Origin of the sequence: Streptomyces sp. ISL-10 (assembly GCF_018614575.1) — a bacterium.
In the GTDB taxonomy this organism is placed as follows: domain Bacteria; phylum Actinomycetota; class Actinomycetes; order Streptomycetales; family Streptomycetaceae; genus Streptomyces.
In genome coordinates, this window is the sequence record NZ_JAGGOJ010000029.1 from 40324 (window position 1) to 53816 (window position 13493).

Here is a 13493-nt window from a genome sequence, read left to right on the forward strand (position 1 = left end):
GGGCCCCAGCTCGTTCCACTTCAGGGCACAGCCCCTTTGTCACGCCGTGGCGATTTCACCGGCGGCATGATTTCGAGAGCTCCGCAGCCTCTTCGTACGGCGGATGCTCCACTCGAGGCTCCGGGCCTCGAGTCCGTCCAGAGCTCCCCGTACTCGGCGCCCGGTCCCTCCGCACCGGATGGCGCCACCAAATTTTCAGCGCCTCGACCCCGAGAATTCCCTCGCCGGTCGGTCTGCTTTCGCATGTTGGCCCGTTCTTGCGATTCTCTGCGCCGTTCATTCCGCAGAAATTCCTTGGTACGTGCCGCTTCGAGGAAGGTTCTGCATGAACCGCACACGTACGAACGACCGTTCCACCCGCACCCGTACCGCCGGTTCCTACTCCGGAAAGGGCGGCAGCCGCTCGGGTGCCATGGCCTCCAACCGCTCCCGTACTCCGGGCCGTTCCGGTGGCTACGTGCGCCGTCCCGCTGCTCCCCAGGGCGAGTTCGCCCTACCGGTGACGGTCACCCCGGCGCTGCCCGCCGTCGAGGCGTTCGCTGATCTCGACATGCCCCGGCCGTTGCTGGCCGCGCTCGTCGCCGAAGGCGTGACCGTCCCGTTCCCGATCCAGGCGGCCACCCTGCCGAACTCCCTCGCGGTTCGTGACGTACTCGGCCGCGGGCGCACCGGATCCGGCAAGACCCTCGCCTTCGGCTTGGCGCTGCTGGCCCGTACGGCCGGCCGGCGGGCCGAGCCCCGGCAGCCGCTGGCCCTGGTGCTGGTACCTACCCGGGAGCTGGCGCAGCAGGTCACCGATGCGCTCACCCCTTACGCCCGCTCTGTGCGGTTGCGGCTGGCCACGGTGGTCGGCGGGATGTCAATCGGCAAGCAGGCCGGTGCGCTGCGAGGTGGGGCGGAGGTCGTCATCGCGACGCCGGGCAGGCTGAAGGACCTCATCGAGCGGGGCGACTGCCGCCTGGGCCAGGTCGACATCACGGTCCTGGACGAGGCCGACCAGATGGCGGACATGGGCTTCATGCCGCAGGTCACGGCGCTGCTGGACCAGGTGCGTCCCGGGGGACAGCGGATGCTGTTCTCGGCCACCCTGGACCGTAACGTCGACCTTCTGGTCCGTCGGTATCTGACTGACCCGGTGGTCCACTCCGTCGACCCGTCCGCGGGTGCGGTCACCACGATGGAGCACCACGTGCTCCATGTGCACGGTGCGGACAAGCATCGGGCGACGACGGAGATCGCGGCCCGAGAGGGCCGGGTGATCATGTTCCTGGACACCAAGCATGCCGTCGACAAGCTCACCGGCCATCTGCTGAACAGCGGAGTACGGGCCGCCGCCCTCCACGGCGGAAAGTCGCAGCCGCAGCGCAACCGGACCCTGGCCCAGTTCAAGACGGGGCATGTGACGGTTCTGGTGGCGACGAATGTCGCGGCACGCGGCATCCACGTCGACAACCTCGACCTCGTGGTCAACGTGGACCCGCCCAGCGACCACAAGGACTACATCCACCGCGGGGGCCGCACGGCGCGCGCCGGCGAGTCCGGTCTCGTCGTCACCCTGGTGACGCCCGATCAGCGCCGCGGCATGAACCGTCTCATGTCCGATGCCGGGATCCGCCCGCACACCACCCAGGTCCGCTCGGGCGAGGCCGAACTGAGCCGCATCACCGGCGCGCGGACGCCGTCGGGCGTCCCGGTCGTCATCACGGCACCGGTGACCGAGCGCCCCGGACGCAGCGCTTCCGCCTCGCGTGGTCGCCGCGGCCGTACCGCCAGGAACGGCCGGACCGGTCAGGCGGCGCACCGCACGACTCAGCGGCAGTCAGTCTTCGACGCGGCTGCCTAGAACTTCCGCGACAGACCCCTGACCCACTTCCGCAGGAGGCACTTTTGACGCTGGTCCAGATGAAGCCGCGCCCGGCGGGTTCCGCCACCAGGACTGTGGTCGACGCCATGGGCGCGCCCGGACCGCAGGTCTGGGACGACATGACGGTGGAGGTGGCCCTGTCCGTCATGGCCGGTGCCCATGCGCAGCACCTGCTCGTCAGCGACGAGGACGGCCGGTGCACGGGCCTGATCACTCAGGCCCAGCTCACCGGCGTCCGCGACAGCTCCGCCTACACGGACCGGGTGCGTCTGCGGGACATCCTCGGCGACGCAGGACCGTTCCCCTCGCCCGTGACCACGATGGTCGAGGCGGAGCGTGCGATGCGGTACCGGCGGCTCGGATCCTTGCCCGTCGTCGACGAGCACGGTCGCGCCGTGGGCGTTCTCACCCTCCCGCGCTGATCTGCCGGCGTTCCCCTGTCCGGACCCTTCTCCCCCAACTGTGAGGCACCATGCGCTGCGTCATCGCCCGTTTCCCGTTCGACCTGTCCAAGAGCGGGGTGCTGGCGTCGATGAAGGGCGTCAGACCCGAGCCGATCACGGGGGACTCCGTGATCATCGGCCGCCGCCACTATCCCGTGATGCAAGTGGGCGAGGTCATCACCCGGCAGGACCGTCGTGACTTCACCGCCGGGGAGGTCACCAGGGCCGTGACCCGCCTAGGCTTCACGTGCCGGGCCCAGCCCGTCGCCACGCCCGCGCGTGACCTCACTCCGTTCGAGGAAGCGGCGGCCCTGCTCGGCAACTCCTCAGCCGTGTAGCAGGCGGAAGAGGCGAAAGCCGAAACCAGGACGCGACAAGGGCTCGACCGGCACACGCCGGTCGAGCCCTTGTCGCGTTCGGCGTCCGGTCGGATGACAGCGCCGACCGGCCGGTCCCGGGGGGCCGGTGGCCGTGGCTCAGTGGTCGGAGTAACTGAAGTCGCCGACGGTCCAGCCGCTGACGTCCTTGATCGCAACTCGGTACATCCCGCCCGTCTCGGGAATCCCGACGCTGCCCTGGAGGATCCGGGCGACGTGGAAGTGCAGATGAGTGGGCGGCTCGCCGCGCTCGGGCCGACCTTGGGTCTGCTCGGCGGAGAAGACGCCGGAGAACGGGCGGAGGCGTTCCGAGTCCCTCAGGACCTCCGACACACGCTCCCGCCACACGGCTTCGGGTGCCAGCCGTCCGGTGATGACGGCACCGCCGATGACCACGGTCAGGGACATCTGATTGCTCTGTTCGGACTCCACCATGGCGGCGATGTCAACGAGGAGTTCGTCAGCGTTCGACATGAGAGCTGATTCTATTCATCGGCAGGCCCGTCGTGCGGGGCCCCCACCGGCCGCAGCAGACGCGGTGGCGGTTCCCGCCACGTGCGATGGACCGGACCGGGCGACCGGGGGAATCGGCCGTAGCCGCGCGCAGATTACCTCGACCACGAGCACCCAAAATCTATGTTCGTCACAGTAGACATGGGGCGGCCACCCGGCTAACGTTTCTCTCGTAGACGGAGTCAAATGAGACCCGGCAGAGACGAACTGGCGGGTAGCAGCACAGAAGTTCGCAGGACGGTGCGACTGCGGAGTTCCGAAGCCACGTTGTTCGCAGGACGGCGACGGGACTGGCAGGCGCACCGGGCGGCCCGCAGGCTGAGGGGCTGCCGACAGCAACACCAGCAGTTCGCACCACCAGTCAATTGCCAGTCATCGGTTCGACGGAGGAATGGAGGAAGCAGACGCCATCAGGATCGCCCGGGCAAGGAGGAATCCGCCCGGGTACCGCAAGACCCCGGAACGGAAGGTGGTCCCCGGTCACGCATCCGCGATCCCCGCACTCTCGCCCTCTCCAGGGCGAGGTGGCGGACACAGCAGGTCGGCGACAGCAGTAGAGCCGACGATGGTGTTGAATTTCCTTCGGGGCCCTGGTGCCGTATGGCACCAGGGCCCCTCGACGCGTTGCACAACGAGGTGGGAATGACAGCAGACACTCCGCTCAGTGGTCGCCTGGACGATGACGACTACCCCGCGTACACCATGGGACGTGCCGCCGAGATGCTCGGCACGACTCCCGGCTTTCTCCGCGCCATCGGTGAGGCCCGGCTCATCACCCCCCTCCGCTCGGAGGGTGGACACCGCCGCTACTCCCGCTACCAGCTTCGGATCGCCGCCCGCGCCCGCGAACTCGTCGACGAAGGCATGCCGGTCGATGCCGCCTGCCGCATCGTCATCCTCGAGGACCAACTCGAGGAGGCCCAGCGCATCAACGCGGAGTTCCGCCGAGCCGCGGCCGCAGAACGCGACGAGTCCCAGTGAGCCGTTCCGGGCTCCGGAGGCCCAGCTGAGGCACGAGGTCGTCGCTCCCAGGGACGAGTAGGGCCAGGACGGGGGACAGCACTGTCGGGTCGCGCCCTGTCCGTGCCCCCGGGTGCCACCGGCCGCGCCGAGGGCAGCGGTGGCTCCGGATCCCGCGCCCGAGTCGGGTCGGCTGCGCACGCGCTGGGTGGCCGCCCAGCGGAGTGGGCTGAAGCCACGGAGAACATCTCGCACGTCGGCTCTCGTGTCGGCCTCGTTCTCTGTGAACAGCTGCGCCGGGATGCCGAAGACAGCCCGAAACGGGTCCCATCATGACCGTGACCATCGGCCGCCCGATCGCCGACGAACGCGGCACCTCGTCACCGGACCCGCCTTTCTCCGACCCGCCGGATCGATCGGGAACCCTGGAACCCTGCCCCTGTGCGCCGCGGCTGTGCCAGTGAAGGCCACTGTGTCGAGTGACTTGTTGTTGCTTGCGCCGTTTTGCTCGCCCGGAGCCGCCCGTAGGACGAACGTCATTGACCTGATCAACGGGCGTCAGCCCCGTGCCTGGAACGTCACCTCACTCACGCCCCAGAGGAACTCGCCGCCCAGCGGGTTCTCCGGCCATTCGGCACGGAAGTTCCGGACGAGAAACTCCACCATCCCGCAGTCGTAGCGGCTCCACAGCGAGCCGTTGCGCTGATAAACCACCACCGGCCACTTGGCGGGATCGTCCTCCGACGCGTCCCAGCACAACATGTCCGCGGTGGCGTCGACCCCCCAGGTGATCAGCACCGGAGAAGTGCCCTCCAGCTCGGGTGCCTTCTCCTCCGTCTCCCAGTCGGCCTTGGCGTTCGCCGTCTCGATCACCATGCCGTTTCGCGGTGCCTGCTCCAGCGGCACCTTGGGCTCCGGCCTGCCGATCGACAGGTAGTTCTGCACCGCGCCGGCGCCGTAGATTTCCATGAAGCGCCGGTAGTCGAGCGGGAACGGCTTGTCCCACGACGCCGTGAGGGCGGCCCAGTTGACCGTCGTGCCCCCGCCCGTCGGCGGCGGCATGAGCCGTCGCAGGGCGTCCAGGTCGGTCGGCTCACTCATCGGTACCTCGCTCTGTGTCCATTCGATCCTCGTCGGTCCGCGTCATGGGGGTGCTCCCCGTGGGTGTCGGCGCACCGCCGATGTCCGTCTGTGTGCCGAGATCGTCTCCCGTGCTCAGTTCGTTCGGTATGAACACCTGGAGGTCAATCCCGACAGAGCCGTCGGGACTGATGCCGTACGCCGACATGTCGTAGCCGGTCGGCACCGTTCTGTTGCCCTCGTAGCGTGGCGACACGGTGTACATGATGAGACGGGACAGGTCTCGTCCAACTTGAGTTTCCCGCCCCACAGTTGAGGCGGGGAGGCGGAGAGCAGATCACAGGTAGTCGAAGAACCGAATCCACCAGGTGGCGGCGTGAGGGGCGCTGTACTCGGCGAGGCACGTCACTCCGTCATAGGAGCGGTGCAGGGCGGATTCCGGGACGAGGAGGTAGCCGAGGGCGGTGGTCGCGGTCTCGGCTGTGAGGCGGTCGGCCGGGGTCAGGGCGCCTTCTGCCACTGCCTCGTCAAGGTCCTCGTAGCAGCCCAGGTTCTCCGCGGCGACGACGGCCAGGTCTCCGAAGTTGCTCAGCCGGATCACGATCTGCTGCATTGCGGCAGTCGCCTCGGCCGGGACGGTGATGTCCGCGTGGAAGCTGGCGTCCTGGACTCCCGTGTCGGCCCAGCAGCGGCAGTCGAAGCCGGTGTTCAGCCGCTCGATCAGGGTGCCGACGCGGGCCAGAGCCCGGTGGTGGTCGAAGCTGTGGGGAAACTCCAAGTGGTCGGGGCCCGTTGTCCGATCGACCTCATTCAGGAGTGCTCTGGCCTCTGTCTTCGTCGCCACGAGCCGTACTGTCGCACAGTACCGCTGAGCGCCCCCTGGTCGACCAAGGTGCACGCGCGGCGCTCGGCCGCAGCTGGCGTCCGGACCGGACTGCATGCGGCGACATGCAGCTGCGCCCCACACCCAGGCATGGCACCCGCCCCGATCAGCACGCCCACCTCCAGGGCGCCGCTGCGGGACAGCGAGCAGACGAAGGCCTTCCACGCCGGCCGGCCCGTGGCCCTGCGGAGGTCGACGACGACGAGGATCTGCTGGACCGCCACGAGGCCACCGCCGAGCTCGGCCTCTCGCCGGCCAGCTGGCACAAGTACAGGAGCGAACCGCAAGCTGGCCGAGCACGTCGTCCTCGTCCCGGCCGGCAACGGCGGCACGGAGCACTGGCCGTGCCGTGTCATCCGCGAGTTCAAGGCCGGCCCGGCCGCCGCACCGGCAGCGGCGACATGATCCCCCGCGGCGAGCTCCTGCCCCGCATCGCGGAACTCCTCGATGACAACACCCGGCCATCACCCTCACCGAGGTCGCCGACACTCTGGGCATCGCCGAGTTCCCCACCGCCCTGGCCGGCCTCGCGCAGCTCCGCGGGCGGCGCATCGCCGACCTGGTCGAGGCCAGCCCCGAGCTCACTCCGATCGAGGCCGCCGAGGGTCCCGCTACCCGACCGTCACCCACCGCGGCGCCGCAGCGATCGCCGAGGCCGAGCTGCGCGCCCGCCGGTACCTGCAGCAGGTCGCCGACGCCCTTGCCGAGGCCGGCGTCGCCGAGCCGGTCCAGGTCGAGGTGCGCCGGCTCGGCGAGCACCTGGCGGCCGCCGTCCCGCTCACCGCCGGCCAGAGCTCGCCGGCGCTGGTGTGGGACGAGCGGTACGGATGGCGCACCGCGACCAGCCGACGCCACCCGATCGGCAAGGAGACCGGCACGGCTCCGGACGGGGAGGGCATCCGCTACCTCGGCAGCGGCACCCGGCCGGAGCCGGACGAGCTGCTTGAGCAGTATGCCGACGGCCGCAAGGGCTCCAAGCGGCCCAAGGCATGACGCCGCGCTGGAGGTTCAACCGGCATGCCGGTAGGTCGCCGCAGGGCCCACAGTGCCGGAGCCGAAACGGGCGTTGAGCACATCGACGGCCCGCTCGGCGCGCAGCCGGTGCTCCCGGTTAGCGTCGAAGGAGAGCTGCTCGAAGGCCGCAGCCGCGTCCACCAGCTCCTCGCAGCGCAGGGCGACCGCCCGCACCCGGGCCCGCTGCAACCCCAGGGCCCGGTACATCTCGTACGCGGCGTCGCGCAGATCGTCGGTATGCGCGGACGGGCCGCCGGACAGCCGGCGGCTGCGGTGCAACTGCGTGCGGTCGGCGAACGTCACCGTCAGCGTGACGGCCTTCGCCGCCTGCCGGCGACCGCGCAGCCGCTCGCCGAGCTCGACGGCCAACGACAACAGCGCGGACCGCACCAGGTCCGGCGCCAGCGTGTCAGTCGGGAAGCGGCGCTGCGCGTCCGCGCCGTGCGGCAGCTCGGCCGGCACCACCCGGCGCCGGTCGACACCTCGGGCCCGCTCACGCAACAGGCGACCCGCCTGGCCGCCCAGCACCCGCTGCACCGTCGCCTCCGGCAGCTCCGCCAGCAGCCTGATCGTGTGTACCCCGTACGTCGTCAGCGTCCGCTCCTGGGCACGACCGATGCCGTCGAGCTCACCGACCGGCCGCGGGCGCAGGAACGCAGCCACCGCTTCCGGGCTGGAGCCGACCGCACGCACACCGTCTTGCCCTGGTTCCCGGGACGCCATCGCCGCCACCGTCCAGTTCGGCCCCACGCCGATCGCCACCTGCAAGCCGTACAGGGCCAGGGCCCGCGCCCGGATCATCCGGGCCAGCCCGGCCGGATCGTGGTCGAAGAACTGGACGCTGCCGGAGACGTCCGCCACAGCAGCAGATGGCGGCAAGGCCTGCAGCACCGGCGTCACATCCGCCACCAGGCCGAGCAGCAGACGGTACAGCTCGGGATCGACATCCGACGGGCACCGCAGATGAAGGATCGTCGAACCAGCCCCCACGGCCTGGTCGTGCTCCCCGTCCATGGCGACACCTCCCACCATTCCACCGTACTCGAACATAAATCGAACGCATATCGTCCGGGACGGCATGTACAGGGCTTGCTCCCCTGTGCCTTAGCGCTTCGGTTGGCGGATCAGCGGCTGACGGCGGTCTGAGTGCTCCACCCGGCGGGGGCAGTAGCGCCGGGACTCTGTCGGCCACGGGTCACCGGCATTGGGGAGGCTCCGAGAGCGATGAGTGGAACACTCAACTCAAGCGAGGCAGGCTGGACCCATGCGGTCGCTCTTCCGCTCATCTGGCCCCTCAGTAGCGGGCGGTCATAGCCGGGCCCTGATGAGACTCGCGCAGTGTGTGCCGTTCGTGATCGTATTGGTCGCGCTGGGGATCGAGCTCTCGCCCGCACACTTTCTGTATACCGGCCCTATCCTCGCCGCGATGCCGGCATTGGCTTCTCTGACGATGGGCCCGAAGGGCATCATTTCGACAGCGACTGGAGCTGTGGCCGTCACCGTGATCACGGCCACCCTGCACCAGAGCTGGGGTGGCCAGGTCTACAGCAACCTCCTGGCCGCCATCATGGTGTCAATAGCCAGCGTCACCATGAGTAAAGCCGTGCGTACACGCAGGCAGAGCGAGCTCGACCAGGTTCGCCGGGTCGCCGTGGCAGCCCAACAAGTCCTCCTGCGGCCTGTACCCGCCCGGCTGGGCCCGGTGGGGGTGGCCAGCATGTACCTCGCGGCTGAGACGGAAGCTCAGATCGGCGGTGACCTGTACGAGGCGTTGCAAACACGGTACGGGGTCCGGATGATCGTGGGGGATGTCCGCGGCAAGGGGCTTCCTGCCGTGCGCTTGGCCGCAGCCGTGCTGGGCGCGTTCCGGGAGGCCGTGCACTACGAGGACGACCTGGTCGAGGTGATGAATCACTGTGCGGCTGCGCTGAGGCGGGAGTGCGCCGTGCCGGGCGCGATCGGCCAGGACGAGGGGGGAGACCAAGCGGAGGACTTCGTCACTGCGGTCGTGGCTCAGGTACCCGACACATTCGTCGTCCAGGTGGTCAACCGTGGCCATCCGCCCCCACTGTTGTTGCGCCAGGGCAAGGTCCAGGTGCTGATGCCCACCTCACCACTACCACCGCTCGGCCTGGAAGACTTCATCACCGGCCCTCCCGCTCAGCCGGAGAGCTACACCTTCGCACCCGGCGACCGTCTGCTGCACACCGACGGCGTGATCGAAGCCCGCAATCGGGACAACGACTTCTTCGCCCTGCCGCAGGCCATGGAAGCGGTGCACTCCCGCACCCCGCCGGAGTTCCTGGAGCAGCTGCACCAGGCGTTGATCCGCCACACCACCCAGGGTTGCCTTGCGGACGATGCCGCGATGCTCCTTGTGGACCGGCTCGACGAGGAAGCAGGCACACAAGTCGACGCGGCTGCTGCCTTCTCAAGTGACGGAACGCGTTGACTGCCTCCCGTGACTCGGTGAGGGGCTCATGCCGCTCCGGTCGGGTGGCCTGCCGTCCCCCAGAGGCAGCGGTTTGCTGAGCTGTCACCACGACGTGAGCGCGGTACTTGGCGAACCCGCCAACCGAAGTGCTGCGCGATTACGCGACTCCTGAACACTCGAGCTCACCAGTCCCGGGGGCCGAGGACCATGACGCGGAGGTACGGACCCTTCGTGTCCCCGGGACCCTTCGCACACCGCACTGGACCACCATCATCGGGCGCTCGCATCCCTGCTGCCCGGCATGCCGGAACTCCGCACACCTGGCTTTAATCACGAGTCCTGGTTCTGGCTCGCTTTCCGTGATGCGCGCACGCTGAGTGACGGCTGCTACTCCGATCAGGCTTCGGGAAGTTGCCTGAAAACAACCAGGGTCGACCTTGTGTGGTCGACAGTGCGGCGTCGTGGAAGAGACGTTGCATCCCCTGGCGGGCCTGCTGTTACCGTCCATCGCGGACGTGTCGGTGCTGTCGCTGGACGTGAGCCGCGAGGCGATACGCATCGACGTGTGCAGTACGGCGGCCGGGGCGGCATGCCCGGACTGTGGGAGCGAGTCGACCCGGGTGCACAGCTCTTACCTGCGGTTTCCTGCGGACGTGCCGAGTGGGGGGCGTCGGGTGGTCCTCCGACTGCGAGTTCGGCGGTTCTTCTGTCCGGAGTCTTCGTGTGCTCGGCGGACGTTCGCTGAGCAGATGCCGGGACTGACCCGGCGGCACAGCAGGTGGACGGAGCGGTTGCGTTCGACTCTCGCCGCGGTGGGTCTCGCCCTCGCCGGCCGGGCTGGCGCCCGGATGGCCCGGGCCTTCGGGGTGTCCATCAGCCGCAGTGCCGTGTTGCGACTGCTCGATGCATTGCCCGAACCCGAAGTCCCAGCCCCAAGGGTGGTTGGTGTTGATGAGTACGCCACACGCAAAGGACGGGTCTACGGCACGGTCCTCGTCGACGTCGAGACCCGTCGGCCAGTGGATCTGCTGCCTGACCGGGAGGCGTCCAGCCTGGCCGCATGGCTGGCGAAGCGACCCGGGATCGAGATTGTCTGCCGGGACCGCGCGCCGTTCTTCGCGGAAGGCGCCACAGCCGGGGCACCCCAGGCGACACAGGTCGCCGACCGCTGGCATTTGTGGAACAACCTCGGGGAGGCCGCTGAGCGGGCTGTCGCCCGCCACCGCCAGTGCCTTCGCGTCCTGGTCCCCGATCGCGAGGGGAAGGCCGAACCACCGGCGCCGCCCGAGGAGAAGGCGGACTCTCCATGGCGGAGCGAGCGGTTCGCCAACCGCGTCCGAGCCAGGCACGCCACGGTTCACGCGCTCCTGGAAGCGGGCCACAGCCGTCGTTCCATCGGGCGTCAGCTCCAGATGACCCACCGCACGGTCAAGAGCCTGGCCGACGCTGCGAAGCCGGAAGACCTCTTTCGCGGCCAGTGGCAGCACAACAGGACCTCCCTCCTCGACGAGTACAAGCCCTACCTGGACGAACGTTGGGACGACGGCTGCACCAACGCCTGGAAGCTCTGGGAGGAGATCCTTCCCTTGGGGTATCGAGGCAGCTACGGCCGGGTCAGCGCCTACCTGCGGGAGAAGCGGACCTCGCCACGGCCGGTCACCGCGCAGCCGCCGGCACCCCGTGTGGTGACGAGATGGATCCTCAGCCGACCCGAGACGCTGACCGAGACCGAACAGCTCCGGCTCAAGGCCGTCCTGGCCAACTGCCCCGAACTCGATGCCCTGACCGGTCACGTCCGGTCCTTCGCCCACATGCTCACCGAGCGCCAGGGCGAACGGCTCCCGCAGTGGCTCGACGCCGTCCGCCAGGACGACCTTCCCAGCCTCCACACTCTCGCGGCCGGTATCGACCGAGACCGCGACGCGGTCATCGCCGGCCTGACCCTGCCCTGGAACTCCGGTGTCGTTGAAGGACACGTCAACCGGATCAAGATGCTCAAGCGCCAGATGTTCGGACGCGCCAGCTTCGCACTGCTCCGCAAGCGGGTCCTCCTCGCCCCGTGACCGATGTCAGTGGCTCCTGGAACCATGCCTTCGTCAGAGACAGCTGTATCAGGAGCCATGCATGGGAACGTGGGGAACCGGTCCGTTCGACAGCGACCTCGCCGCAGACTTCGTCGATGAACTTGAGGGACTCACCCACCACCAGGTCATCGACGTGCTGGGGCGGGCATTCCAGCGAGTCACCGACTCGGGAGAGCGCGTCGATGGCGGAGACGGGGCCGAAGCCGTTGCCGCCGGCGCTCTCGTCGCCAGCACCCTCCCGGACAGCCCCATCGTGATTGACCCCGATGACGGCCCCAGGGAACCGCTGCCCGAACTGCCGGCCTCGCTTCGCGCGTCGGCGAGACTCGCACTGGACCGGGTTCTCCGGGACGGATCAGAAATGGCAACCGGCTGGGTGGACAGCGCCGACGCCGCTCAGTGGCGCCAGGAAGTGCAACAGATTCTCCAAGCACTCGAAACACCCGCTGATCACTAATCGTGACCGCTTCACGGAAGTCGTGCCAGAACCACTTCACGTGAACGAAGCCAGCACACCGTTCGCGGCGGCTACCTCTACCTGCTGTATCGCTGTTCCTCATCGTCGGCGACCGGATCCCGACGACCCCGCAGCCGGTGACCCGCTCGCGCCTGCTCCACGACACTGTGGCATGGATGGGGCCGCCGCCGGCACCAATGATCGCGAGAGCCCGCCGGGGTGGCATCGGTCAATCGACCTATCCACGAGACAGAACTCGACACGCCGTGTTCGGGCGGCAGTCCGGCCGGGCCGGCCTCGGCAAGTGTCCATCTCACGGGAGCACTCTCGGTCACACCGATCGCTCCTTCCCGCGCCAAGCAGAGCGAGCGAACGCGGGTGGGGTCTCTTGACCCAATCGGACAAGCTCTAGCAGTCAATCCGCTGACCTCCATCCGTCAGTCACGCGGATGTCGCGCATCGCCCACCTCCTGGACGGCCTGCCCGTTGAGATCCTCGGTCGGCTCCGCTCCGACCGCGTAATGCGACGGCCGACACCGCCTCGGGTCTACGACCCCAAGGGCGGCCGCCCAAGCACGGCGGCGCGTTCATCTTCGGCGACCCGATGAGCTGGGGCACGGAACAGGCCGTGACCACTACCGAGACCCGGCTCTAGGGCAAGGCCACCGCCCAGGCATGGGACCGCCTTCACCCGAGATTGACCCGTCGGGCGGCCTGGCTCGACCACGACGGGCCGCTGCCCATCAGCTATGAGTATCGTCATGCTCACCCCGGCTGCGGCGAGTATCCGTCAGCGGTCGACTTCGAGGTTCGTCAAGACGGGCAGGGCGCACAGGAGTTGGGTGGTTCAGGCGGGGTCAGCTCGTCGCGCCACCGGCGGACGGTGGACTCGGACACGTTGTTGCCGCCGGCCATGTCGGCCAGACGCTGGTCGTGGCGCAGCACGGCCAGGACGATCACCGCGATCCGGCCGGGCGGGAGGATCCGCCACCAGTACCGTATCGCCTTCGGTTGGCGCCGCAGCAGGCCGGCGAGGTGGTTGACGGTGCTCGTGGACAGCGACAGGCGGCTGGTAGACAAGCGGGCCGGTGTCCTCGGCGTGCTCTGTGGTTTGGTCACACATTTCCAACGGCTACCGGAGGAACCCTGGTTACGCCCGTGCTGCACTGCTGCGGGCGGCAGCGCCCTTGCTCACAGGCGGGTGGTGAACCGGCCGTCGGGCAGTTTGCGCAGCCAGCTACGGTCGACCAGTCTGACCAGCTTCCCGCCCAGAGGCTCCAGCTTGGCCCGCGCGCTGACGTCCACCTCCAGCACTTAGCCGACCTGGCGGGCCATGACCGGTCCCGCGGCCTGCCGCACGGCGGCGATGATGCGCTGGTAGTCC

The 13493-nt window shown here is 68.8% G+C and carries 16 protein-coding genes and 1 pseudogene; 10 read left to right on the forward strand and 7 right to left on the reverse strand.

Annotated elements, in window-relative coordinates; all coding sequences use genetic code 11:
- The first annotated feature begins 325 nt into the window (after nt 1–325).
- From J7E88_RS28475 to J7E88_RS28485, 3 genes are read left to right on the forward strand one after another with little or no spacing between them, the layout of a single operon-like run.
- Entirely contained in the window at nt 326–1843 is a 1518-nt protein-coding gene (locus tag J7E88_RS28475; protein WP_215186102.1) for a DEAD/DEAH box helicase, read from the forward strand.
- 44 nt (nt 1844–1887) lie between these two features.
- Complete coding sequence (locus J7E88_RS28480) at nt 1888–2286, forward strand: CBS domain-containing protein (RefSeq protein ID WP_215186104.1); 399 nt, start codon at nt 1888–1890, stop codon at nt 2284–2286.
- 50 nt (nt 2287–2336) lie between these two features.
- On the forward strand, nt 2337–2645 hold the full coding sequence (locus J7E88_RS28485; protein WP_215186106.1) for an SCO5918 family protein: 309 nt from the start codon (nt 2337–2339) through the stop codon (nt 2643–2645).
- A 138-nt stretch (nt 2646–2783) separates the two neighbouring features.
- Here the strand turns inward: J7E88_RS28485 and J7E88_RS28490 are convergent, their stop codons facing one another.
- A complete protein-coding gene (locus J7E88_RS28490; RefSeq protein ID WP_215186108.1) occupies nt 2784–3158 on the reverse strand; it encodes a hypothetical protein in 375 nt (124 codons plus the stop codon).
- 681 nt (nt 3159–3839) lie between these two features.
- Here J7E88_RS28490 and J7E88_RS28495 point away from each other — a divergent pair.
- Nucleotides 3840–4178, forward strand: a complete 339-nt coding sequence (locus tag J7E88_RS28495) for a MerR family transcriptional regulator (RefSeq protein WP_215186110.1) — start codon at nt 3840–3842, stop codon at nt 4176–4178.
- A gap of 537 nt (nt 4179–4715) precedes the next feature.
- Here J7E88_RS28495 and J7E88_RS28500 read toward each other — a convergent pair.
- The 3 genes from J7E88_RS28500 to J7E88_RS28510 all read right to left on the reverse strand — a co-directional run bounded on the left by J7E88_RS28500 (nt 4716) and on the right by J7E88_RS28510 (nt 6081).
- Nucleotides 4716–5258 carry an SMI1/KNR4 family protein gene (locus J7E88_RS28500; protein WP_215186112.1) on the reverse strand — a complete coding sequence of 181 codons (543 nt, stop codon included), beginning with the start codon at nt 5256–5258 and terminating at the stop codon, nt 4716–4718.
- Nucleotides 5251–5502, reverse strand: a complete 252-nt coding sequence (locus tag J7E88_RS28505; RefSeq protein WP_215186114.1) for a hypothetical protein — start codon at nt 5500–5502, stop codon at nt 5251–5253. The genes J7E88_RS28500 and J7E88_RS28505 overlap by 8 nt, the downstream gene beginning before the upstream one ends.
- A 72-nt stretch (nt 5503–5574) precedes the next feature.
- Nucleotides 5575–6081: a hypothetical protein gene (locus J7E88_RS28510; protein WP_215186116.1), complete on the reverse strand. Its 507-nt coding sequence runs from the start codon at nt 6079–6081 to the stop codon at nt 5575–5577.
- 129 nt (nt 6082–6210) lie between these two features.
- Between J7E88_RS28510 and J7E88_RS28515 the strand changes: the two genes are divergently transcribed.
- Nucleotides 6211–6525 carry a hypothetical protein gene (locus J7E88_RS28515; RefSeq protein ID WP_215186118.1) on the forward strand — a complete coding sequence of 105 codons (315 nt, stop codon included), beginning with the start codon at nt 6211–6213 and terminating at the stop codon, nt 6523–6525.
- Between the two features lie 42 nt (nt 6526–6567).
- Nucleotides 6568–7113 (forward strand): DUF6292 family protein, encoded by a 546-nt coding sequence (locus tag J7E88_RS36330; protein ID WP_251023349.1) that lies wholly within the window; start codon nt 6568–6570, stop codon nt 7111–7113.
- A gap of 15 nt (nt 7114–7128) precedes the next feature.
- Here J7E88_RS36330 and J7E88_RS28525 read toward each other — a convergent pair whose 3' ends face one another.
- Nucleotides 7129–8148 (reverse strand): hypothetical protein, encoded by a 1020-nt coding sequence (locus J7E88_RS28525; protein WP_215186120.1) that lies wholly within the window; start codon nt 8146–8148, stop codon nt 7129–7131.
- 310 nt (nt 8149–8458) lie between these two features.
- Here J7E88_RS28525 and J7E88_RS28530 point away from each other — a divergent pair, with 310 nt between their 5' ends.
- From J7E88_RS28530 to J7E88_RS36335, 4 genes and pseudogenes are all read left to right on the forward strand, one after another.
- Entirely contained in the window at nt 8459–9586 is a 1128-nt protein-coding gene (locus J7E88_RS28530) for a PP2C family protein-serine/threonine phosphatase (protein WP_251023350.1), read from the forward strand.
- Nucleotides 9587–10104: 518 nt separating this feature from the next.
- Nucleotides 10105–11631, forward strand: a complete 1527-nt coding sequence (locus J7E88_RS28535; protein WP_374196332.1) for an ISL3 family transposase — start codon at nt 10105–10107, stop codon at nt 11629–11631.
- 61 nt (nt 11632–11692) lie between these two features.
- A complete protein-coding gene (locus tag J7E88_RS28540; protein WP_215186125.1) occupies nt 11693–12109 on the forward strand; it encodes a DUF4259 domain-containing protein in 417 nt (138 codons plus the stop codon).
- 455 nt (nt 12110–12564) lie between these two features.
- Nucleotides 12565–12854, forward strand: a pseudogene (locus J7E88_RS36335) (transposase); the annotation flags it as partial.
- A gap of 68 nt (nt 12855–12922) precedes the next feature.
- On the opposite strand, the gene J7E88_RS28545 reads toward J7E88_RS36335, so the two are convergent.
- Both J7E88_RS28545 and J7E88_RS36855 read right to left on the reverse strand, forming a co-directional pair.
- Nucleotides 12923–13189 (reverse strand): hypothetical protein, encoded by a 267-nt coding sequence (locus J7E88_RS28545; RefSeq protein WP_215186126.1) that lies wholly within the window; start codon nt 13187–13189, stop codon nt 12923–12925.
- 111 nt (nt 13190–13300) lie between these two features.
- Nucleotides 13301–13423 (reverse strand): hypothetical protein, encoded by a 123-nt coding sequence (locus tag J7E88_RS36855; protein WP_285427615.1) that lies wholly within the window; start codon nt 13421–13423, stop codon nt 13301–13303.
- Nucleotides 13424–13493 lie beyond the last annotated feature (70 nt).